This is a genomic window from Caballeronia sp. AZ1_KS37, assembly GCF_023631165.1.
GTDB lineage: Bacteria > Pseudomonadota > Gammaproteobacteria > Burkholderiales > Burkholderiaceae > Caballeronia > Caballeronia zhejiangensis.
On the sequence record NZ_JALQDP010000037.1, the window covers coordinates 268,322 to 291,147 of the forward strand.

Below are 22,826 nucleotides of genomic sequence, written 5' to 3' on the forward strand. Positions count from 1 at the left end.
GTCGCTCGTCATCGATCTGATCGCCGGACGCCGAACGACATGACGACGCTCGCCACGGCAAACGCATCGCGGGATCGCGTGGCCGCGCCGAATCGCGCGGGCGCGATCGCGTGTGCGTTGATCGCGCTGATTCTCGCGCTGGCCGCGCTGCGTCTCTATCCCGAACTGCGCGCGTGGCTCGATGCGCCATCGGGCACGGATGCCGCGCGTCTCGCGCATGTCTTTCTCTTCGATCTGGGCGCGCCGCGCGTGGCCGCCGCGCTCGTCGCGGGCGGCTGTCTCGCGGTCGCGGGCACGCTCTTTCAGGCGCTGACGCGCAACCCGCTCGCCGCGCCCGATCTGCTCGGCATCACCGGCGGCGCGCAGCTCGGGCTGCTCGCGGCGATGATCGCGCCGGAGGTCGTCGGCGCGGCGTCGGTGCCGTTGCTGTTCGTCTGCGGGCTCGCGGCGGCGGGTTGCGTCGCGGCCGCGGCGGGCGGCTGGCGCGCGACGCCCTTGCGCCTCGTGCTCGCGGGCAGCGTGTGCATGCTGCTTTTTTCCGCGGTCTCGACGCTCTTGCTCGCGTTCTTCGAGCAGACGGTCGTCGGCGCGTCGCTGTGGGCGAGCGGCAGTCTGTATCAGCCCGGCGCGACGGGATTGATGTCGGCGCTGCGCTGGCTCGTGTTGCCGCTTCTCGCGCTGCCGTTCGTGATGCGCCCGCTCGATCCGCTCGCGCTCGGCGACGATGCCGCTGCCGCCGCCGGCGTGAACGTCGATGCGACGCGCCTCTTCGCGATGACGGTCGCGGTCGGCTTCGCGAGCGTCGCGGTGGCGATCGCGGGGCCGCTGTCGTATGTCGGGCTGATCGCGCCGAATCTGCTGCGTCACCTGCGCGGCGCCAAAGCGTCGAAGCTCGCGGCGCTCGTGCCGCTCTCCGCGCTCGCGGGCGGCGCGCTCGTGCTCGCGACCGACAGCGCCGTGCTCGCGCTCGATCTCGATTCGACCTTGTCGACGGGCGTCGCGATCGCATTCGTCGGCACGCCGCTGATGCTCGCGATGATCAGGAGCGGCGCGGCGTGGTCCGGCGCGCTGCACGCGGGCCAGACGCGCGAATCGGCGCGGCACGGCATGCGCGCGGTGCGGGCGTTGTCCGCGTGGCCGTCGCCTGCGCTCGCCGCTTTGCTCGTCGCCATCGGATGCGCGGTGCTCGCGATCGGCGCATCCATCGGTCCGACGATGCTCGGCCCCGCACGCTGGATCGATGCGCTCGCGCACCGCGACGACATCGCCCGCATGCTGCTCGAACTGCGCGTGCCGCGTCTTTTGTGTGCGTTGCTCGCGGGCGCGCTGCTCGCATCGAGCGGCGTGCTGATGCAGAGCATCGTGCGCAATCCGCTCGCCGGACCGGAAGTGCTCGGCGTGACGCAAGGCGCGGGTCTCGCGACGCTCGCCGCGCTGATGATCTGGCCGCTCGCCGGGCATCTCTTTCTCGCGGCGGCCGCGTTGACCGGCGGCGGCGCGACGCTCGCCATCACGCTGCTTTTCAATCGGCGGCATCGATACGCGCCGCTCGCGGTGGCGCTGACGGGCATCGTCATCGGCACGTTATGCACGACGCTCGCGCAATGGCTCATCACGCAGCAGAGCGTGCAGCCGGCGCGTTTTGTCGTGTGGCTCGTCGGCGGCACGTATGGGCGAAGCTGGGGCGAAGTCGCGACGATTCTGCCGTGGTGCGCGCTCGCGCTGCCGGTGCTGGCGTTGCTCGCGCGTCCGCTCGATCTGCTCGCGCTCGGCGACGAACAGGCGCTGGCGCTCGGCCTGCCGATCGCGCTCCTGCGTCCGCTCGTGCTCACGGTCGCGACGCTCGCCGCGTGCGCGGCGGTGGCGGCGGTCGGGCCGGTCGGCTTCATCGGCCTGATGGCGCCGCATCTCGCGACGATGCTCGGCGCGCGCACGCACGGCACGCGGCTCTGGCTCGCGGCATTGCTGGGCGCGCTCGTGCTCGCCGCCGCCGATCTCGCCGCGCGCACCCTGCTCGCGCCGCGTGAGATTCCGGCGGGCGTGCTGACCGCGCTGATCGGCGCGCCTTACATGCTGGCGCTGCTCGTCATCGAAACGCGTCGCGAGAAGGGCCGCGCGCGATGACAGAGCAAGCGCGTTCCTTCGCCGAATTCGCGCCGCCCGAGCTTGCGCCGTATCTGCAGAACGTGTGGCTCGGCAAGCCGGACGACGATGCACAACGCATCGCGCTGACATCGCTCGCCGATCATCGCGATGCAATGCTCGCCGCGATGATCGCGCTCTATGGCGGCGATGCCGCGCTTCATGCGCGCGCGCTGCTGTCGCAATGGAGCAAGTACTACTTCGGCCTCGCGGCGCCCGCGGGCGTGGCGGCGGCGAGGCTGCTCGGGCGTCCGCTCGATATGTCGCCCGAACGCACGCATCTCGTGCTGAAAGAGGGCATGCCCGCCGCGCTTCATTTCGATGCCGATGCATTGCGCGCATTCGATGCCGATCCCGCGCGCCGCTATGCGAGTCTCGTCGCGCATCTGGACCGCGTGATCGGCATGATCGCGGGCATGACGAAGATCGCACCGCGCGTGCTGTGGAGCAACGCGGGCAACGTGCTGGACTATTTGCTCGCGAATTGCCGGTCGATTTTCAGCGATGCCGATATCGACGCGGCCTGGCTCTTTCGCGCCGGCGATGCGAATCCGCTGCGCACGCCGATCCGCGATGCGACGCCGCGATCGACGCTTCTGCCCAACCCGTTTCGCGCGCGCCGCGTATGCTGCGTGCGCTATGAGATTCCCGGAGAGACGCAACTGTGCGCAAGCTGCCCGCTGCTTTTGACGATGCGCGACGAAGAACTCGCTTTGCAAGACGCCATCTCTCGATAGCGCTTGGAGCGTGTCTGTGCATCGCGTTCTCCGGTCAGCGCGCGCTCGCCTGCGCGCCGCTCGCCGGCAATCCGACCGTGTCGCAATTCAGCAAGACGATGCCTGCGCGCCCGTTGCGCATCGTCGTGCTCGAATTCATGTTCGCCGAAGACGTGGCCGCGCTCGACATGACGCCCGTCGGTGTCGTCGATCCCGAGTATTACGACGGCTGGATCGGCTACGACAGCGCGCGCTTCAAAGGCGTGCCGGCGGTCGGCACGCGTCAGGAACCGAGTCTGGAAGCGATCGCATCGACGCGGCCGGATCTGATCATCGGCGTGGGTTATCGACATGCGCCGATTTTCGCGGCGCTGGATCGCATCGCGCCGACGGTGCTGTTTCAATTCAGCCCGGATGTGCAGAACGGCAAAGCCGATGGCGCGCGCACGCAGCTCGAATGGACGCGCAGCATCTTTCACACGATCGCGTGCATGACAGGACGCGAAGAGCAGGCGCGCATCGCCGATGCCAAGCTCGATGCGGGACTGGCTCGCGATGCCGCGCGTCTGAAGGAAGCGGGTTTGACGGGCACGCGCTTCGCGCTGTTGCAAGACCTCGGCCTGCCCGACCGATACTGGGCTTATACGGGTAACAGCACGGCGGCGGGCGTCGCGCGTGCGCTCGGCGTTCATCTGTGGCCTGAAAAGCCCACGCGCGAAGGCACCGTGTATGTGACGTCGGCGGACTTCCTGAAGCGGCCGGATGTGGCCGTGCTGTTCGTGACGACATCGAATGCGGCGACGTCCGTCGATGCCACACTCGATTCGCCGATATGGCGCTTCGTGCCCGCGAAGAAGGCACAGCGCGTGACGCTCGTCGAACCGAATATCTGGGGATTCGGCGGGCCGATGTCGGCGTTGAAGCTCGGCGACATGATTACCGAAAAGCTGCTTGCGTTGCCGAAGCATTGAAAAAACGGGGCCTTGCGCCCCGTTCATCGTTCAACCCGATGTGCCATTCGCCTGAACGTCGAGCGTTGCCGCTCTCACGCCGCCGCCGCGCGTCTCGTTCACGACCATTCCGTTCTCCAGCTTCAGCACGCGATCCGCGATGGAGAAATAGCGGTCGTCATGCGTCACGACGATGACAGTCTTGCCACGCGCACGCAACTCCGGCAACAACTGCTCGTAGAACACCGCTTTGAATGCCGGGTCCTGATCGGCGGCCCATTCATCGAAGAGATAGAGCGGACGGTCTTCGAGATACGCGACCACCAGCGCAAGCCGTTTGCGCTGACCTGTGGAAAGCGAGCGCGTCGAGAACGCGCCATCGACGACCTTCACCTTGTGGTCCAGCGACAGCTTCGCGACGAGCGCATTCGCGCGGGCATCCGCGGCCGCGCGCGATGCATCGTTCGGATCGACGATGCCGAGCAGCGCATCGAACAGATGGAAGTCGTTGAACACGGCAGTGAAACGCTCGCGATATGCAGCGCGATTCGTTGCATCGACCGCGACGCCATCGACTTCGATCACGCCCGATTCAGGCTCATAAAGCCCTGTAAGCACTTTCGCAAGCGTGGTCTTGCCGCTGCCGTTTCCGCCGACGATGAACACGAGTTCACCCGGCCTGAACGTCAGATCGACGGGACCGATGCGGAACATGCGCTCGTCGCGTTCATGGAAATACGAGTGCGCGACGCCGCGCATCGTGAGCGTGTGAAAGCCCGCATCATCGGCGGAGGAAACAGAAACAGAAGACACGCGCAGACTGCCGAACTCCGCCATCACCTTCTCGATGCGCGCCAGCGAAACGCGCGCCGCGTTCAGCGTGGGAATGTTGTTGAGCAGACCATCGAGCGGCACCAGCATGAACAGAAACACGACAACGTAGCCTGCTGTCGCGCCCGCATCCGCGCGCACGCCGAGCGATGGCCAGAACGCCGCAGCACCGAGAAAGCCGTAGAACAGAAAGATGATCCAGCCCACGCCGATCGCATAGGCGCTGAACGCGCGCCGCCGATGATCGCGCACTTCGCCGATTGCCGCGCCGAGTTGTCCATCGACGAACTGCTGCGAGCGCGCGCGATGCAGCTTCAATTCCTTCGCGCCCGCAAAGAGCGCGCCGAGACAGCCGAACAGCTTGTCCTGCGATTGCCCGGCCGCTTCGAGCGAAGCGATCGCGCGCTTGTCGCCGAGGTGATAGCCGAGCGATCCCGTGATGATCGCCGCGAGCGCGAGCAGGCAAATCGGCCACGACAGCCACGCGAGATAGCCGAGGCAGCCGAACACGATCGATCCGTGCATCACGATGTTCGGCAACGCGAAGAAGAGCATGGAGACATTGGTGGCGTCGTCGGTCAATACGGACTGAACGGGCGCCGCGCCGATGCGCTCGACATCGCGCAACTCCGCCGCTGCCACGCGCCGCGCGACATGCTCGCGCAGTTGCGCCATCGTGTCCTGCGAGAGCCGCGCGAACAGCACGCCCGATACGACGCGCGTGAAGAGCGCGATGACCGCGCACAACGCAAAGCGCCAGGCGAGCGCGCCATCGGCGGATGAAGGCGTCGATAGCGCGCGATTGAGCGTCGCGACGAGCATCACGCTCGCGATGCCGTTCATCACGCAGGCGACGAGCGCCACCGCGAATGCGCCGCGCGAGCGCTTGAGCAGCGCGAGGATGAGGCGCGCAGCGGGCTTCTGCGTGGCGGAAGAATCTAAAGGCTCGTGGATAGCAGTCATTGGCAGGGCATCACTGAACTGAAGTCGGAAAGCGGCGCTGAACGCACCTCTACATAGAGACGTTTCAGCACGACGAATCTTTAGCGCATGAAAAGCGGTAAAAATTTTTTCGCGCGAATCGTCATCCCGAATGAAGCCGCATTTTCAGCGGCCCACGTTCGTGCCGCAGCTTTTCCCGATGCGGCCGGAACCCGAAGGAATTCATGCCGATGACGAGTTTTCCGACCGCGCTGCATCTTCGTATCAAGGCACTCGCGCGCCTTCAACCGGATGCGCCCGCCCTCGCATTCAATGCACATGACGACGCACGTCTCACACGCGGCGAACTGGATGCCCGCGCGTCGCGGCTCGCGGCGCGTCTGCGCGCTGCGGGCGTCGGCGCTGAAGTGCGCGTCGGCGTATGCGTCGAGCGTTCTTGTGAATTGTTCGTCGCGCTGCTTGCCGTGTTGAAGGCGGGCGGCGTATTCGTGCCGCTCGATCCGCATCATCCTGCCGCGCGTCTCGACTGGATCGCGGACGATGCGCGCCTCGCGCACGGCATCGTCGATCGACACGCCGACGATGCGATGCGCGCGCGCTTCACGCGATGCTTCGACGTAGAGCAAGACATCGCCGATGCGCCCACGCTCAACGACGCTGCGCCCGTGCATCCGCGCGCAGCCGCGTACATGATTTACACGTCGGGATCGACGGGCACGCCGAAGGCCGTCGTCGTCGAACATGGCCCGCTCGCCGCGCATTGCGATGCACTTGTGGCGGCGCTCGGCATCGGCGAGGGCGACAGCTTGCTGCACTTCGCATCGGTGAACTTCGATGCGGCGCACGAATGCTGGCTCGCGCCGCTGGCCGTGGGCGCGCGCGTCGTCATCACGGCGCCGCCGCCGTTCGCGCCCGAAGCAGCGCATACGTTGATCGAACGTGAACGCGTGAATGTGGCCGCGTTTCCGCCTGCTTATCTGCGCGAATTCGCTTCCGTTGCCGAGCGCAAAGGCGTGCCGGCCTCGTTGCGCGTGCTCGCGTTCGGCGGCGAGGCGCTGTCGCGTGAAGCATTCGCGCGCGTGCGTCGTGTATTCGCGGCGCAGCGCCTCATCAACGGATATGGTCCGACGGAAGCCGTCATCTCGCCGATGCTCTGGCCCGTCGAGCCGCACGTCACGCCCGATCTCGACGATGCCGATGCGTATGCGTCGCTGCCCATCGGACGCGTGATCGGTCCGCGTGTCGCGCGCATCGACGATGGCGAGTTGCTGCTCGGCGGCGCGTGCATCGCGCGCGGCTATCACGGTCGCGCTGCGCTCACGGCGGAGCGTTTCGTGCCCGATGCTTCCGGCGAGCCGGGCGCGCGCATCTATCGCACGGGCGACCTCGCGCGCGAACGTGCCGATGGCGCTTACGACTATCTCGGCCGCATCGATGACCAAGTGCAGATTCGCGGCGTGCGCGTCGAGCCTGCGGAAATCGCCGCGTGTTTGCGCGCGCATCCATCCATTCGCGACGCAGCCGTGCTCGCCGATTCGACGAACGGACGCGTGCAACTAACCGCCTGTTTCGCGCCCGCACATGAAGCTGTAAGCGATGCCGCGTTGAAGGCATATCTCGCGGAACATTTGCCCGCAGCCTGGCAGCCGCATCGGTATGTGAGGCTCGCGCGCCTGCCGTATACGTTGAACGGCAAGCTCAATCGCGATGCGTTGAAGAAGCAGGCGGATCGCGCAACGTCGATGTCGCGCGACGCGGATTACATCGAGCCGGCGACCGATACCGAACGCCGTCTCGCGCAAACGTGGCAGCGCATTCTCGACCATGCCGCGCCCATCGGACGTGCTGATCGCTTCTTCGAACGCGGCGGCGATTCGCTCGCGGCGATGCAGTTGCAGGCGGCGATCCGCCTCGACTGGCGCGTGAATCTGCGGCTCGATACGATCTTCGACGATCCGCCGCTGCAAGCACTGGCCGCATCGATCGATGCGAGCGAGAAGGAGGCGAGCGATCCGGTCATCGTGAGAAGCGTGGTTTCGTCGGATGCGCCTTATGTCGATCGCGCGGCATCGTTCGCGCAGCAGCGCTTCTGGGTGCTCGCGCAAACGCGCGACGCGGGCGCGGCGTATCACGTCGCGGGTCGTTGGGACATCAGCGGCAGCCTCGATGCAAACGCATTGCAACGCGCGCTGGATCATTTGATCGAACGCCACGAGGCATGGCGCACGACGCTCGTCGAGAACGAAGACGGCGTCGTCATGCAGCGCATTCACAAGTCCTTGCCGGTGACGATTCAGCGTGTGAATCACAGTTCGAATGCTGATGAAGAACGTCACGCGAGCGAAGCGTTCGACTTGTCGAATGGTCCGCTGTTGCGCGCGACGCTCGCATCGTCCGGCGATGAATCGCACCGGCTGATGCTGGCGGCGCACCACGCGATCACGGATGGCTATAGCTCGCGCATCGTCTTCGATGAACTCGCGCATGTTTATAGCGCGTACGCGCAAGGCCAAACGCCTTCGCTTGCCGCGTTGCCGATTCAATACGCGGATTACGCGCAGTGGCAGCGCGAACTCGTCGCGGGTGAAGAGGGCGCGCGTCAGCTTCGCTTCTGGCGCAAGGCGCTCGATGCCGCGCCTGAACCGCTCGCGCTTCCTTTGGATCGCGCGCGTCCAGCCGAACGCGATCATCGCGGGCAACGCGTAACGTTGCGCTTGTCCGCCGATACGTCGAACGCATTGCGTCAGCTTGCACGCACGAAGCACGCGTCGCCGTTCGTCGTGTTGCTGAGCGCGTTCGACGCGTGGCTTCATCGGCTTACGGGCGCAAACGATTTCGTTGTTGCGACGCCGGTCGCGCATCGGCAGCGGCCCGAGACGGCGGCGGTCATCGGCCTGTGCCTGAACACGCTGGCGTTACGTGCGCGCGTCGATGCGGCTCAAACGTTTTCCGATCTGATCGAAGCGACGCGCATTCATGCGCTCGATGCGTTCGCGCATCAGGACGTGCCGTTCGATCGCGTGCTCGATGCAGTGAAGCCGCCCGTCGCGCGTGGCGACGAGTGGCTGCGCGTGAAGCTCGCGCAGCAGTTCGATGCAGCGTTGACATCGACGTTGCCGAACGCATCGGCGATTGCAACGCCCGGCCCCGATCTCGCGGCGCGTTTCGATTTCGCGCTCGACTTCACCGACGATGTTCGCGGCATCGAACTCGTCGCGGCTTACGCGTGCGATTGCATCCATGAAGCCACCGCGCGCGCATGGCTTGCGAGCTTCGCGACGCTCGTCGCGGATGCGGTGCGCGATCCGTCGCGCCCGATCGCATCGCTCGATTGCATGCCTCAGCGCGACGTGCAACGAGGCCGCGCACTGAACTTCAAAGCCGACGATATCCTCGCGTTGATCGCGCATCACGCAAGCGCCACGCCGCATCGCATCGCGCTTGCGGACGCGCATACGCAGATCAGTTACGCCGAACTCGACGACGCATCGAACCGCATCGCGCTCGCGTTGCGTCATAAAGGCGCGAAGGCGGAGCAGGCGGTCGCGGTGTGCATCGAACGTTCGGTGCGCTTCGTCGTTGCGTTGATCGGCGCGATGAAGTCGGGTGCTTATGCGGTGCCGCTCGATCCGTCGATGCCGCACGCGCGCATCGATGCCGCGATCGACGCATGCGGCGCGCGTTTCGCGCTCGTCGCGATGAACGACGACAACGCGCCGCGCGCGCTCGGCAATGCTCAACTGCTCGATGTCGATACGCTTGCGCACGATGCATCGCTCGCGAATGCCGCCGTGCAGCGCGTGCAGCTTGCGCCTGCGCAGACCGCTTATGTCATCTTCACGTCGGGCTCGACGGGCACGCCGAAGGGCGTAGCGGTGCCGCATCGCGCGCTCGCCGACTACGTGCAAGGCATGCTCGATGAACTCGCGTTCGCGCCTGGCGCATCGATGGCGATGGTCTCGACGGTCGCCGCCGATCTCGGTCATACGACGCTCTTCGGCGCATTGTGTTCGGGACGCACGCTGCATCTGTTGCCTGCTCGATGCGCGTTCGATCCGGATCGCTTTGCCGCAGAAATGCGCGTGCGCGAAGTGGGCGTGCTGAAGATCGTGCCGAGTCATCTGCACGCGCTGCTCGAAGCGCAGCATCCTGCCGATGTGTTGCCGTCGCATGCGCTCGTGACGGGCGGCGAGTCGTTGCCGTGGGCGCTGGTCGATCGCGTGAAGGCGTTGAAGCCTTCGTGCCGCGTCATCAATCACTATGGTCCGACGGAAGCGACTGTCGGCGCCATTGCGTGCGAAGCGTCTGCATTCGCCGACGATGAACGCAATGCGCAGAGCGTGCCGCTCGGACACCCAATGCCCAATGCCGAGGCTTATGTTCTCGATACATCCGGCGCGTGCGTGCCGCCGGGCGGCATCGGCGAGTTGCATATCGGCGGGCCGGGCGTTGCGCGCGGTTATCTCGGACGCGCCGCGGCGACAGCGGAGCGCTTCATGCCGCACCCGTTCGTGCGCGGCGAACGCCTTTATCGGACCGGCGATCGCGTTCGTCTGCTCGCGGATGGACGTATCGCCTTCCTCGGCCGTCTCGACGATCAGGTGAAAATTCGCGGTTATCGTGTCGAGCCGGGCGAAGTGAGCGCGGCATTGCGCGCGATCGAAGGCGTGGCTCAGGCCGAAACATTGCCCGTCGATCGCGATGGGCGTCTTCAGCTTGTCTCGTTCGTGACCGGTTCCGCGCAAGACGATTCGACGTTGCGCGATGCGCTCGGCGCGCGCCTTCCCGACTACATGCTGCCCGCGACGATCGTCATGCTCCACGCGTTGCCGATGACCGCCAACGGCAAGATCGATCGTGCAGCATTGCGCAGCATCGCATCGAAGCCGGTCGAATCCGTCGTAACGAGCGATACGCCGCGCGGCGACACCGAGGAAGCCATCGCCTCAGTATGGCAGGACGTGTTGAAGGCGAAGCACGTCGGGCTCGATGACAACTTCTTCGAGCTTGGCGGCGATTCGATTCTCGTGCTGCAAGTAATCGCGCGTCTGCGCAAGCGAGGCCTTCGCGTCACGCCGAAACAGGTTTTCGATAACGCGACAGTCGCGCAACTCGCGCTAGTCGCGAAGCCTGTCGACACGAACGAAGCGAAAGCGCCTGTCGTCGCGACGAAACAGGCGGATGAAAGCGCAGCGTTGACGCCCGCGCAATTGCGCTTCTTCGCACTCGACATTCCGCAGCGCGGGCATTGGAATCAATCGGTGGAATTCGACGCGAATACATCGTTCGATCTCGACGCCTTTGCGCGCGCGTTGGATGCGCTGCTTACGCATCACGCTATCTTCAGGCAACGCTTCGAGCGCGATGGCACGACTAACGCATGGCGCATCGTGCAGGCATCGAAGGCATTCGATACGCTGCCGCTCGCAGCCGTCGCCGCGAACGATGAAACGGATGCGCTTGCGCAGTTCGATGCGATTCAGCGCACGCTCGACATTTCGCACGGGCCGCTCGCATGCGCGCTCGTTGCATCGCTTGCGGACGGACGCACGAAGCTCTATCTGGCAATTCATCATCTGATCGTCGATGGCGTGTCGTGGCGCATCCTGCTCGACGATCTGTCGAGCGCATATCAAGCGGCGCAGTCGCGCGGCACCGCGAGTCTTGCGCGTACCGGCGCGACGGCGTCGCAATGGGCCGCGCGCCTTGCGGCAGCCGCGCGTGACACACACTCTCCCTTCGCAGACGAGGCGAAATACTGGATCACCACACTCGCTGCGGGCGATGACCTGCGTCTCGATCATCCGCAAGCGAAGGCAACGAACGCAGACGCCGCGGTCATCGAACAGACGCTCGAAGTCGATCTCACGCGTGCCGTGCTCGCCGATGCCAACCTCGCCTATCGCACGCAGACGATCGAACTGCTGATCGCGGCGCTTGCTCATGCGACCGGCGCGACGTGCCGCATGGAGCTGGAAGGACATGGCCGCGAACCGCTCTTCGACGATATCGACGCAAGCCGCACGCTCGGATGGCTGACGAGTCACTATCCGGTTTCGATTCCGGTGCTGGCATCGCCGATCGAAACGCTCGCAGCCGCGAAAGACACGCTGCGCGCAGTGCCGAACAAAGGTCTCGGCTTCGGCGTGCTGCGCCATTTTGGCGACGATGCGACGCGCGCTTCGCTCGAAGCATTGCCGCGGCCGCGCGTGACCTTCAACTACCTCGGTCAGTTCGATTCGCTCGATTCGCGCGACGCAGCGTTCACGCCGCGCTTCGGCGGCGCGGGTTGCGAGCGCGATCCTTCCGGTCCGCTCGGCAACGCGCTCGCGATTCACGCTTATGTCGCCGATGGAGCGGAGCGCACGCTCAGGCTGCATTGGGTCTACGGCGCGACGCAATTCGAACGCGCGACGATCGAGGCGCTTGCGCAGCGATTCGAGGGCACGCTCGCCGATATCGTCGCTGCATGCGCCGGGCGCATCGCGATGAAAGGCGCAGGCGCGACGCCGGGCGATTTCCCGCTCGCCCGCGACGGCGGTTTGACGCAAGCGGCGCTCGAACGCCTGCCTGTGGATCTGCGCAGCATCGCCGATATCTATCCCCTCTCGCCGATGCAGCAGGGCATCCTGTTCCACTCGCTGTTCGCGCCTGGGCAGTCGACGTATGTGAATCAGTTTGCCGCAACGTTGATCGCTCCCGATGTAGACCGCCTGCGCGCGGCCTTCGAGGCTTCCGTGCCGCGTCACGACATCCTGCGCACAGGCTTTACCGCCGATGAAGCCGCGCCGATGCAGATCGTGCATCGCCAGGCGCGCTTGCCTTTCGATGTGATCGACTGGCGCGAACGTAGCGATGCATCGGCCGCCTTCGAAACGTGGCTCGCCGACGATCGCGCGCGCGGCTTCGATCTTGCCGCGCCGCCCCTGATGCGCGTCACGCTGATTCGCGTCACCGACGATGAATGGCGCATCGTGTGGACGCGTCATCATCTGCTGCTCGATGGCTGGAGCACGGCCCGCATGTTCGCGGATGTCCTGCGCGACTACATCGAGCCGCCGCGCGCGCAGCCGTTCGTCGCGCACGCGACGGCGCGTTATCGCGACTTCATCGAATGGCTCGCGACACGCGATGCGCAAGCCGACCAAGCGTTCTGGACCGACCGTCTCGCACGCCTCGGCGAACCGACGCGCATCGCGCAGCGCGAAGCGAGCAAGGCGCCGACACTCGACGATCATCGCTCGTGGCGCGCGTCGCTCGACCCTGCGATGACCGCGCGTCTCACCGACGCCGCGCGCCGTCTGCGCGTGACGCTCAACACGCTCGTGCAAGGCGCGTGGGCGCTCGCGTTGCAGCGCATGACGCATCAGGCGAGCGTGGCGTACGGCGCGACGGTCGCAGGCCGCCCGGACTCGCTCGCCGATATCGACGGCGTACTGGGACTCTTCATCAACACGTTGCCGGTGATCGCCGAGCCGCTGCCGCAACGCGCCGCGTCCGCATGGCTGCGCGAATTGCAAGCGGATAACGCCGCAGCCCACGAACACGCTCACACGCCGCTCGCGGATATTCAACGCTGGGCAGGTCAAGGCGGCGGTGCGTTGTTCGACACGCTCGTCGTATTCGAGAACTATCCCGTCGATGAAGCATGGGCCGGCCGCGACGAACGCGCGCTAAAAATGCGCGCGTTGCGCAACATCGAAGCGACCGACTTCGCGTTGACGCTCGTCGTGGAGGCGGGCGAAGCTATCGTCATCGACTATGGATACGACGCGGCGCGTCTGGATGAATCGCGTGTGGCGGCACTGCATCGCGCGCTATCCACATGTCTCGACGCATTTGCGACGAACCCCGATGGGCCGCTCGGCACGATCGCGCTCGCGGACGACGTCGCGCGTTTCAATGCGACAGCGCGCGCATGGAGCGATATCGAAAGCCTGCCACTGCATCGGCAATTCGAACGCATGGCGAACGCCGCGCCCGATGCCATCGCGCTTGAGATGATCGCGGTCGACGGCATTGTGAATCGCATCACGTATGCGCAGTTGAACGAGCGCGCGAATCGCGTTGCCGCTGCGTTGCTTGCAGCGGGCGTCGCGCACGACACGGCGGTCGCGCTGTGCGTCGAGCGTTCGTTCGACATGGTCGTTGCACTGTTCGGCGTGTTGAAGGCGGGCGCGGCGTATCTGCCGATCGATCCGGATTACCCGGCGGATCGCATCGCCTATCTGCTCGACGATGCGAAACCCGCTGTCGTGTTGACGCAAACGCACTTGCGTGCGCGCGTGGAGTCGGTTGCTTCGACGGCGCGCGTGTTCGATGTCGATGCGCTCATGCAAGGCGACGCGACGCTCACTGCGTCCATCGACGTCACCGACGCGCATCTCGCGTATCTCATCTACACGTCCGGCTCGACCGGCAAGCCCAAAGGCGCGGGCAACACGCATGGCGCGCTGGCGAACCGTATTGCGTGGATGCAGGACGCCTATCGCCTGACGCGCGACGACGTCGTGCTTCACAAGACGCCGTTCGGTTTCGACGTTTCCGTATGGGAGTTCGTATGGCCGCTCGCGACGGGCGCGAAGCTCGCTATCGCCGCGCCCGGCGATCATCGCGATCCGGCGCGGCTCGTCGCAGCCATTGAGGCGCATCGCGTGAGCACGCTGCATTTCGTGCCGTCGATGCTCGCGGCGTTCGTCGCGCATATCGACGAGTTCGGCGATGCGAAGCGCTGCGCGAGCATCGAGCGAATCGTCGCGAGCGGTGAAGCGCTTGCGCCCGAGCTCGTCGCGCGCGTCGCGAGGCTCTTGCCGAACGCGCGGCTCCACAACCTCTATGGTCCGACCGAAGCCGCCATCGACGTATCGCACTGGACGTGCAGCGCGGACGATATCGAATCCGCTTCCGTACCTATCGGTCATCCGATCGCGAACCTGCAACTGCATGTGCTCGATGCAGTGCTGCATCCGGTGGCCGCGGGCGGCATCGGCGAACTCTATCTCGGCGGTGCGGGACTCGCGCGCGGCTATCTCGGACGGGCGTCGCTGACAGCGGAGCGCTTCGTGCCCGACCCGTTCGTCGCGGGCGCGCGACTGTATCGCACGGGCGATCTTGCGCGCCGCCGCGACGATGGCGCGCTCGACTATCTCGGCCGCATCGACACGCAAGTGAAGCTGCGCGGACAACGAATCGAGCCGGGCGAGATCGAAGCGCTGCTGCGCGCCGAGCCGGATGTGCGCGATGCGGTCGTGATCGTGCGCGACGAGCAGTTGATCGGCTACGTCTCATGCGCGGCATCCGAGACCTTCGATGAAAGCGCCGTGCTGAATTCGTTGCGTTCGCAACTACCTGCGTACATGGTGCCCGCGCGTGTGATGGCACTCGACGCGTTGCCGGTCACGCCGAATGGCAAATGCGACCGCAACGCGCTGCCGGCCCCGGCGCGAACGCAACGCATCGTGACGGCGGCGCGAACGCAGACGGAACGCGAACTCGCCGCAATCTGGCAGCGCGTGCTGCGAGTGGAGGCCATCGGCCGCGACGACGATTTCTTCACGCTCGGCGGCCACTCGCTGCTCGCGACGCAAGCGAACGCTCAGGCCAATCTGCACTGGTCGCTCACGTTGCCGCTGCGCACGCTGTTCGATGAACGCACGCTTGCGCGCTGCGCCGCCGCGATCGACGCCGCGCTGGCTTCACGCGATGAAAAGGGCGGCGCGCATGAAGCCGCGAGCGTCATCGATGCCTTGCTCGATGAACTGGAGACGCAATGAAAACCGCAAGTCAAAGAGGACACGCATGACGCAGGCCAAACCCGATCTGCTTTCGCTCGCGACGCGCTTCGCGCAGTTGCCCCAAGCGCAGCGCAAGGTGTTCGTCGCGCGACTCGCCGATGCAGGCATCGACTTTCGCACGCTGCCGATTCCGCCGCGCACGCGAGGCGATGCGTGCGAAGCGAGCGTGCCGGCATCGTTCGCGCAGACGCGTCTGTGGCTGCATGCGCGCATGATCGACGAGCCCGCGGCGTATCACATCACCGAGCGCCTTCAGCTCGATGGCGCACTCGATGCGAATGCGCTGCGCCTTTCATGCGATGCGTTGATCGCGCGTCACGAAGCGCTGCGTACGACGTTCAGCAAGGGCGCGGACGGCGTGCTGCAAACCGTGCACGCGCCCATGCGCTGTCCGTGGCATTCGGTGAATCTCGAGCATCTTCCGGTCGCCGAGCGTGAGGCACGCGCCACGGCGCTCGCGCTCACCGATGAATCGCGTCCCTTCGATCTCGCTCACGCCCCGCTCGTGCGCGCGCATCTGATCAGACTCGATGCGAACACGCACTGGCTTTCTCTGACGACGCATCACATCGTGTCGGACGGGTGGTCCGCCGATATCGCGCTTGCCGAGCTTGCTTCGTTCTATCGCGCGTATGCGTGCGGCGAAGCGGTGTCAGTTGCGCCGTTGCCCATTCAATACGCGGATTTCGCGCTTTGGCAGCGGCGCTGGCTCGATGCGGGCGAGCGCGAACGTCAACTGGACTTCTGGCGCGCACGGCTCGACCCATCGCGCGACGTATTGATGCTGCCCGGCGCGGCAGCGCGTCCCGGCGAGCGCAGCGCGCGCGGTGCGCGCCATTTTTTCACGCTCGATGCAGCGCTTGCGGCGCGATTGCGCGTCATCGCAAGCGAATGTCGCGCGACGCCTTTCGCCGTTTTGCTCGCCGCGTTGAGCGCGCTCTTCGCGCGCGCATCGGGCGAGGCGCATATACAAATCGGCGTGCCCGCGGCGAACCGCGAGCGTGCTGAAACGGCAGGACTGGTCGGCTTCTTCGTCAACACGCTGACGCTCGCTTCGCGCGTCGATGCAACGCAGTCGTTCTCGATGCTCGTCGATACAACGCAAGCCGCGCTCGTCGATGCGCAGTCGCATCAGGATGTGCCGTTCGAGCAGGTCGTGGAAGCGCTCGGCGTCGTGCGCAGTGCGAGTCATCATCCGTTGTTTCAGGTCATGGCGGCATATGGCGCGCGCCGCATGTTGCCTTCGTTCGCCGATGTGCGCGTGACCGAATTGCCTTCGGGCGCGCCGTTCGCGAAGTTCGATCTGACCGCGAACTTCGAGGAACGCGCGGACGGATCGCTTGCGGCCGCTTTCGTCTACGCGCTCGATCTCTTCGAAGCCGATGCCATTGAACGCCTCGCGCGCCGCTTCGTCGAGTTGTTGAGCAATGCACTCGACGCACCGCCAACGCTCGTCGGCGATCTGCAATGGTTGCCGCAAGACGAACGCATGCAGCTCGACGCATGGAATCGCCATGCGCCTGAACATGCGCCCGAATTCGTCTCGGTGCATGAACGTATCGCACGCCATGCGCGTGCGCGACCGGATGCGCGCGGCGTCGCGGATATGGAGCGCGCCTTCACGCGCAGCGAAGTGGATGCACGCGCGACGCGCATCGCGCAGCGTCTCATCGATGCGGGCGTGCGCGCTGAAATGCGCGTGGGCGTCGCGTTGAGCCGTTCGGTCGATCTGCTCGTCGGCCTGATCGCGGCGCTCAAGTCGGGCGGCGCATTCGTGCCGCTCGATCCAAGTCATCCGCGTGAACGTCTCGCGCAGATTCTCGACGATGCGCGCATCGAGCACATCATCACCGAGCGCGCGAGCATCGATGCGTTGCCCCTTCCAGCGAGCGCACGCGTCCTGCTTCTCGACGATGAAACCCTCTACGCCGACGATGCAACGTCGCGCATCGCATTGCCCGATGTCGTCGCGGAGCAAGCGGCGTATGCGATCTACACATCGGGTTCGACGGGCAAGCCCAAGGGCGTGATCGTCGATCACGGATCGTTCGCGCGCCATTGCGTCGCCATCGCGCAACGTTATGGCGCGACCGAGCGCGACACGTTCATGCTGTTCCAGTCGGTTAATTTCGACGGCGCGCACGAAGGCTGGTTCTCGCAGTACATCAGCGGCGCGGGGGTCGCGATCACCACCGATACGCTATGGCCACCCGCGCTGACCTGCAAGCTCATGCGCAAAGAGGGCGTGACGATGACCTACGTGCCGCCCGGTTGCGCGACGCAGCTTGCGGAATGGGCGCTCGTGCACGGCGCGCCGCCGACGTTGAAGTCGATCACGGTGGGCGGCGAAGCGACATCGCGTGAAGCCTTCGCGTTGATGCGCCGCGCGTTTCCGAATGCGCGCATCGTCAACGGATATGGTCCGACGGAGACCGTCATCACGCCGATGCTGTGGATGTTCAATCCCGGCGACGATCCCGCGAAGCTCGCGGATTGCGCCTATCTTCCGATCGGCACGCTTGTCGGCGCGCGCACCGCGCATGTGCTCGATGAGCGCTTGAATCGGCTGCCCGTCGGCGTGATCGGCGAACTGTATCTCGGCGGCGAAGGCGTGGGCGTCGCGCGCGGCTATCTCGATCGTCCTGCATTGACTGCCGAGCGCTTCGTGCCCGATCCGTATGGCGAGCCGGGCGCGCGTCTGTATCGCACCGGCGATCTCGTGCGGCGTCGCGCCGATGGCGTGTTCGATTTCATCGGCCGCGTCGATCATCAGGTGAAGCTGCGCGGCTTGCGTATCGAACTCGGCGAGATCGAAGCGCAACTCGCCGCACACGACGATGTGCGCGAAGCGTGCGCGGTCGTGCGTGGCAAGGGCGCGCACGCCGCGCTCGTTGCCTATGTCGAATTGAAAGCCGATGCACGCGAACGCGCCGCGCTGGGCCGCGCCGCCGATGCCGTCGAACTCGATGCGCATCTGCGCCGCACGCTGCCCGATTACATGGTGCCGGCGCATATTGTCGTGCTCGATGCGTTGCCGCGCAACGCAAACAGCAAGGTCGATCGTGCGGTGCTTCCCGAACCGCCGAAGAAGGAGCGCATCCACGAAGCGCCCGCTGCGGGCACGGAAGCCGCGCTCGCGAAGATCTGGCGCGACGTGCTCGATGTCGAACGCGTGGGCCGCGGCGATCACTTCTTCGAACTGGGCGGGAATTCGCTCGCGGCCGTGCGTGTGGTGACGCGCATCGCCGAAATGCTCGGGCGCGATGTGCCCGTGCGCGCATTGTTCGAAACGCCGGTGTTGTCGCAGTACGCAAAACGCGTGTTGCAGGCGGGGCTGTGCGAGGGCGCATCCGATGCAGGCCAGAGCGTATTCGAGGCCGACGAACACGGCGTGTGGCCGCTTTCCGCGGCGCAACTCGGCCTCTGGTTCTTATGGCGCGCGCAGCCGAAAAGCGCCGCATACAACATTCCGGTCGCGTTGCGGCTGCACGGATCGCTCGATTCCGATGCGTTGCGCGAAGCGCTTGCGCAAGCCGCCGCGCGTCATCCGGCGTTGCGCACACGACTGGTCGAACGCGATGGCGCGTTGCCGGGTCAGCGCATCGTGCCGATGTGGCGCTTCGAGTTGCCTGTGATCGATGTTGCCGGCAGCATCGACAAAGCGAAGCGCATCACCGATGAAGACGCGCTCACGCCGTTCGATCTCGCCAGTGCGAAGCAACTCTGGCGCGCGCGTCTCGTGCGTCTCGCCGATGACGATCATGTGCTCTCGCTCGTCGTGCATCACATCGTCTCCGATGGCACTTCGATCGATCTCTGGCTCGACGATATCCGCGCAACGTATGTCGCTTTGCGCAAGGGCGCATCGGTTGCAAAGCGCGCATCGAATGCGCTGGTGTTGCCTTCATCGGCGACGGGCGCGCGGCTCGCGTACTGGCGCGATGCGCTGAAGGATCTGACGGCGATTGCATTGCCCGCGCCGTCAGCGGGCCGTATCGAGAATCCGCAATGGCTCGCGAGCCGCATCGGATTCGATCTCGATGATGCGCTCATCGAACGCGCCCGCGCGCTCGCCGTGGAATGCCATGCCACGCTGCCGATGCTGCTGCACGCCGCACTCAACGCGGCGTTGCATCGCGTGACCGGCGTGCGCGATCAGCCGGTCGGCGTGCTCGCATCGACACGCGAATCGACGGGCGACAGCGCGCGCGATGCACTCGGACTCTTCATCAACGCAGTCGTCGTGCGCACCCGCATGACGCATGACGATACGCCCGCGACTTTGCTCGCGACCGTGCGCGATGCGGCGCTCGCCGCCTACGCGCACGCCGACGTGCCGTTTGCCGATGTCGTGTCCGCGTTGAACGCGCAGCGTTCCGGCGCGGGCAATCCGCTATTCCAGGTGATGTTCAACTATCTGCGCCCCGCCGCGATGGCGACGCGCGACTGGGCCGGCCTCGCGATCGAAGGTTTCGACGATGTGCGTCATCGCGTCGTGTTCGACCTCGAACTGGACGTGACGGAGTATCCGGATGGCCGCGTGAGTTGCGCGTTCTCTTATGCGAACGAGCGCGTGGCTGGGGCGTTCGTCGATACGCTCGTTACTCGTTTTCTCGCGACTGTAGAGCTGTTTGCGCACGCGCCGCATGAGGTATTCGACTCATGCGACGCCGCGTTCGAAAAGGCTGAAGGACTCGCGGCATCGATGGCATCGGATGAAGAGACCGATGAAGCGCGAGCGCTCGCGAGCCTATGGAGCGAACTCTTCGACGGCCAGACGCCCGCGCTGCAGGACGATCTCTTCGCGGCGGGCGCGACGTCGTTCGCGGTCGTGCGCTTCGTCGATGCGGCGCGCAAAGCGGGCTTCGACATTGTTATTCATGACGTTTTCGCCACGCCGCATTTCGCCGGCCTCGGCGCGACGCTCGCACGCCGCGTCTCGCTTGCATCGATCAATGACATCTGAGAGACACAGGGAAATGAAAAAAGAAACCGTATTCGATCTGATCGGCGTGGGCTTTGGGCCGTCGAATCTGTCGCTTGCCGTGCGTCTTGCCGAAGAGCGCGGCGCGTCGAACATGACGCATTGCTATATCGAACGGCAAGCGGAATTCGGCTGGCATCGCGACATGCTGCTCGACGATTGCCGTATGCAGATTTCCTTCCTGAAGGATCTCGTCACGCAGCGCGATCCGACGAGCCGCTTCACGTTCATCAACTACTTGTTCGAGCGCGGACGTCTGAACGAATTCGTGAACCTGAAGAACTTCTATCCGACGCGCGTCGAGTTTCACGATTATCTGAGCTGGGTCGCGCAAGCCTTCGATGATCGCGTGCATTACGGGCAGAGCGTGACGGCGATCGAACCCGTGCTCGAAGCGAATGGCGATGTGAGCGCGCTGCGCGTCGTATCGCAGGAAGCGGATGGGCGCGAGTGGCGTCGCGTGACGAAGGCATTGTCGGTCGGCGTCGGCGGCGCGGCGCGCGTGCCTGAGCCGTTCGCATCGCTCGGGCCGCATAACGTGATTCATTCGTCGGCGTATCTGAGTTCGATCGAGCGCGTCGCGGGCGATGGTCGCAACGGCAAGAAGCGCATCGCGATCATCGGTGCGGGGCAGAGCGCGGCCGAAGTTTTCGCCGATGTCACGCGGCGTTTTCCGCATGTCGATGCGACGCTCGTGATTCGCGCGAGCGCGCTCAAACCGGCCGACGATACGCCCTTCGTCAACGAGATCTTCAGTCCGGAGTTCACCGATATCGTCTTTGCGCAATCGGAAGATGGGCGGCGCTCGCTGATCGAGCGTTTCCGCGATACGAATTACGCGGTCGTCGATCGTCCGTTGATCGAGCAGATCTACGAAATGCTCTATTTGCAGAAGGTTTCCGATGAAACGCGACATCGTTTGCTGGCGAATACGGTCATCGAAAATGCGGCGCGTCGCGCGAATGGCGAGATCGAGTTGACGATGCGCGACGTGCTGACAGGTCACGCGCGCGCCGAGCGCTTCGATGCGCTCGTGCTCGCGACGGGTTATCGGCGCGACACGCATCTCGCGCTGCTCGACGGCCTTGCGCCGCATCTGGGCGACGCGCTCGCGCAGCGCAATGTCGGCCGCGATTATCGGCTTGTCACGCCTTCGAACTTCAGGCCGCGCATCTATTTGCAAGGCTGCTGCGAAGACAGCCACGGTCTTTCCGATACCTTGCTTTCGGTGTTGGCCGTGCGCTCGGACGAGATCGCGGCATCGCTTGCCGATGCCGGACAGGAACACGCCGTGAAGCAAGCGGCGGAGACGAGCGGCAGCCGCATGGCCGTCGCGCTTTGACGACTATTACTGGCGATGTTTGAAACGAGCGGCAATCAATGACGAAGCTAAAACTGGTCTACATCATGTCCTTGCGCAACGCGGCGGCGGATCGCGCGGGACAGCATATCGAATACAAGGGCGGCACGCGGTATATGAAGTCGCCGCTGGAGTATCTCGTCGAGCAACTCAATGGATCGCCGTTGGGCGATCTCTATTCGCTCGAAGGCGTGATCTACGACGATGACGAAGGCTTGCCGCGGGATCGCGAAAAACTGGCTGGCTATGGTTTTCGTTATGCGCCGGGAGGGCAGTGGATTCATCCGCCGGAGCTCGCGGTGCGGGGCGTGCCGGTGACGAGTCTTCTTCATGCGATTCCTTCTTCTTATCGACGGTTGGCTTTGGATGCGGTGAGCGAGCGGGCGGCGCAGAAGAGCGCGTTCGAGAAGCGTTTGCTGGAGAAGCTGCGTGCGCTCGATGCGGACTTCGTCGTGCTCGACGGGCTGCTCGTGATTCTCGATGAACTCGTTCGGCCCGGTGCGGAATATTGCCGTCGTATTGCGAATATTCATCCTGGGATTACGCGGCTTGGTTCGCCGTTTGAACGGCGAGGGGCTTATGCGACGCTCGATGCCTTGCATGGGGCGCGTGGCGAGCGCGTAGTCGATTGGAACGCGATGCGCGTTGAACCGGCGCCGGTGATCGACCGGACAGGCGCTTCGTTTCATTACGTCGATAACGGGATCGATTCTGGTGAAGTCATCTTTGATGTGCTTGGCACTAGCATCGATCCTTTAGATTCTATTCTCGAACTGCGCTGGAATAACTTTCAGCGGAGTCTGTTTCCTGCTTTGGACGGCGGGCTGCTTGCTATGGCCGGGGTGTTGGCGCCGGATCCCGATTACGTGTCGGTTTGTTAGCGTTGCCCCTTTGCGGGGCGGCACCTGCTTTCTTTGCTGTAGTCGCCGGATCCCGTATTCGCGTCGGTCTATTAGCGTTGCCCCTGTGCGGGGCGGCACTCACTTTCTTTGCTGCTGCAAAGAAAGTAAGCAAAGAAAGCAGCTTTTCAAGCCCGCGGTCACACGCAATTTGGGTAGTTCTCTCGTCCCAGGCGGCACTCGCCTAAAGAGTGCCCTCAAACACCTA

The 22,826-nt window shown here is 65.0% G+C and carries 8 protein-coding genes; 7 read left to right on the forward strand and 1 reads right to left on the reverse strand.

Features of this window, described 5'->3' with window-relative positions; genetic code table 11:
• Nucleotides 1-39: 39 nt before the first annotated feature.
• The 3 genes from fhuB to NCS00_RS25675 are packed head-to-tail and all read left to right on the forward strand — an operon-like array spanning nucleotide 40 to nucleotide 3,829.
• The gene (gene fhuB / locus NCS00_RS25665; RefSeq protein ID WP_250441325.1) at nucleotides 40-2,124 is read left to right on the forward strand and encodes a Fe(3+)-hydroxamate ABC transporter permease FhuB; all 2,085 of its coding nucleotides are present in this window, start codon (nucleotides 40-42) and stop codon (nucleotides 2,122-2,124) included.
• Nucleotides 2,121-2,879, forward strand: a complete 759-nt coding sequence (fhuF, locus tag NCS00_RS25670; protein WP_250441326.1) for a siderophore-iron reductase FhuF — start codon at nucleotides 2,121-2,123, stop codon at nucleotides 2,877-2,879. Before fhuB ends, fhuF begins: the two co-directional genes overlap by 4 nt.
• A complete protein-coding gene (locus NCS00_RS25675) occupies nucleotides 2,876-3,829 on the forward strand; it encodes an ABC transporter substrate-binding protein (protein WP_409017477.1) in 954 nt (317 codons plus the stop codon). The genes fhuF and NCS00_RS25675 overlap by 4 nt, the downstream gene beginning before the upstream one ends.
• Nucleotides 3,830-3,859: 30 nt before the next feature.
• Here NCS00_RS25675 and NCS00_RS25680 read toward each other — a convergent pair whose 3' ends face one another.
• A complete protein-coding gene (locus NCS00_RS25680) occupies nucleotides 3,860-5,602 on the reverse strand; it encodes a cyclic peptide export ABC transporter (protein ID WP_250441327.1) in 1,743 nt (580 codons plus the stop codon).
• Between the two features lie 209 nt (nucleotides 5,603-5,811).
• On the opposite strand from NCS00_RS25680, the gene NCS00_RS25685 reads away from it, so the two are divergent.
• Genes NCS00_RS25685 through NCS00_RS25700 form a run of 4 tightly spaced genes read left to right on the forward strand, consistent with a single transcriptional unit; the run spans nucleotide 5,812 to nucleotide 22,600 of the window.
• Entirely contained in the window at nucleotides 5,812-15,354 is a 9,543-nt protein-coding gene (locus tag NCS00_RS25685; protein WP_250441328.1) for a non-ribosomal peptide synthetase, read from the forward strand.
• Between the two features lie 25 nt (nucleotides 15,355-15,379).
• Nucleotides 15,380-20,341, forward strand: coding sequence for a non-ribosomal peptide synthetase (locus tag NCS00_RS25690; RefSeq protein WP_250441329.1), 4,962 nt, complete (start codon nucleotides 15,380-15,382; stop codon nucleotides 20,339-20,341).
• 13 nt (nucleotides 20,342-20,354) lie between these two features.
• A complete protein-coding gene (locus tag NCS00_RS25695; RefSeq protein ID WP_250441330.1) occupies nucleotides 20,355-21,701 on the forward strand; it encodes a lysine N(6)-hydroxylase/L-ornithine N(5)-oxygenase family protein in 1,347 nt (448 codons plus the stop codon).
• 38 nt (nucleotides 21,702-21,739) lie between these two features.
• Nucleotides 21,740-22,600, forward strand: coding sequence for a formyl transferase (locus NCS00_RS25700; RefSeq protein WP_250441331.1), 861 nt, complete (start codon nucleotides 21,740-21,742; stop codon nucleotides 22,598-22,600).
• Nucleotides 22,601-22,826: the final 226 nt, after the last annotated feature.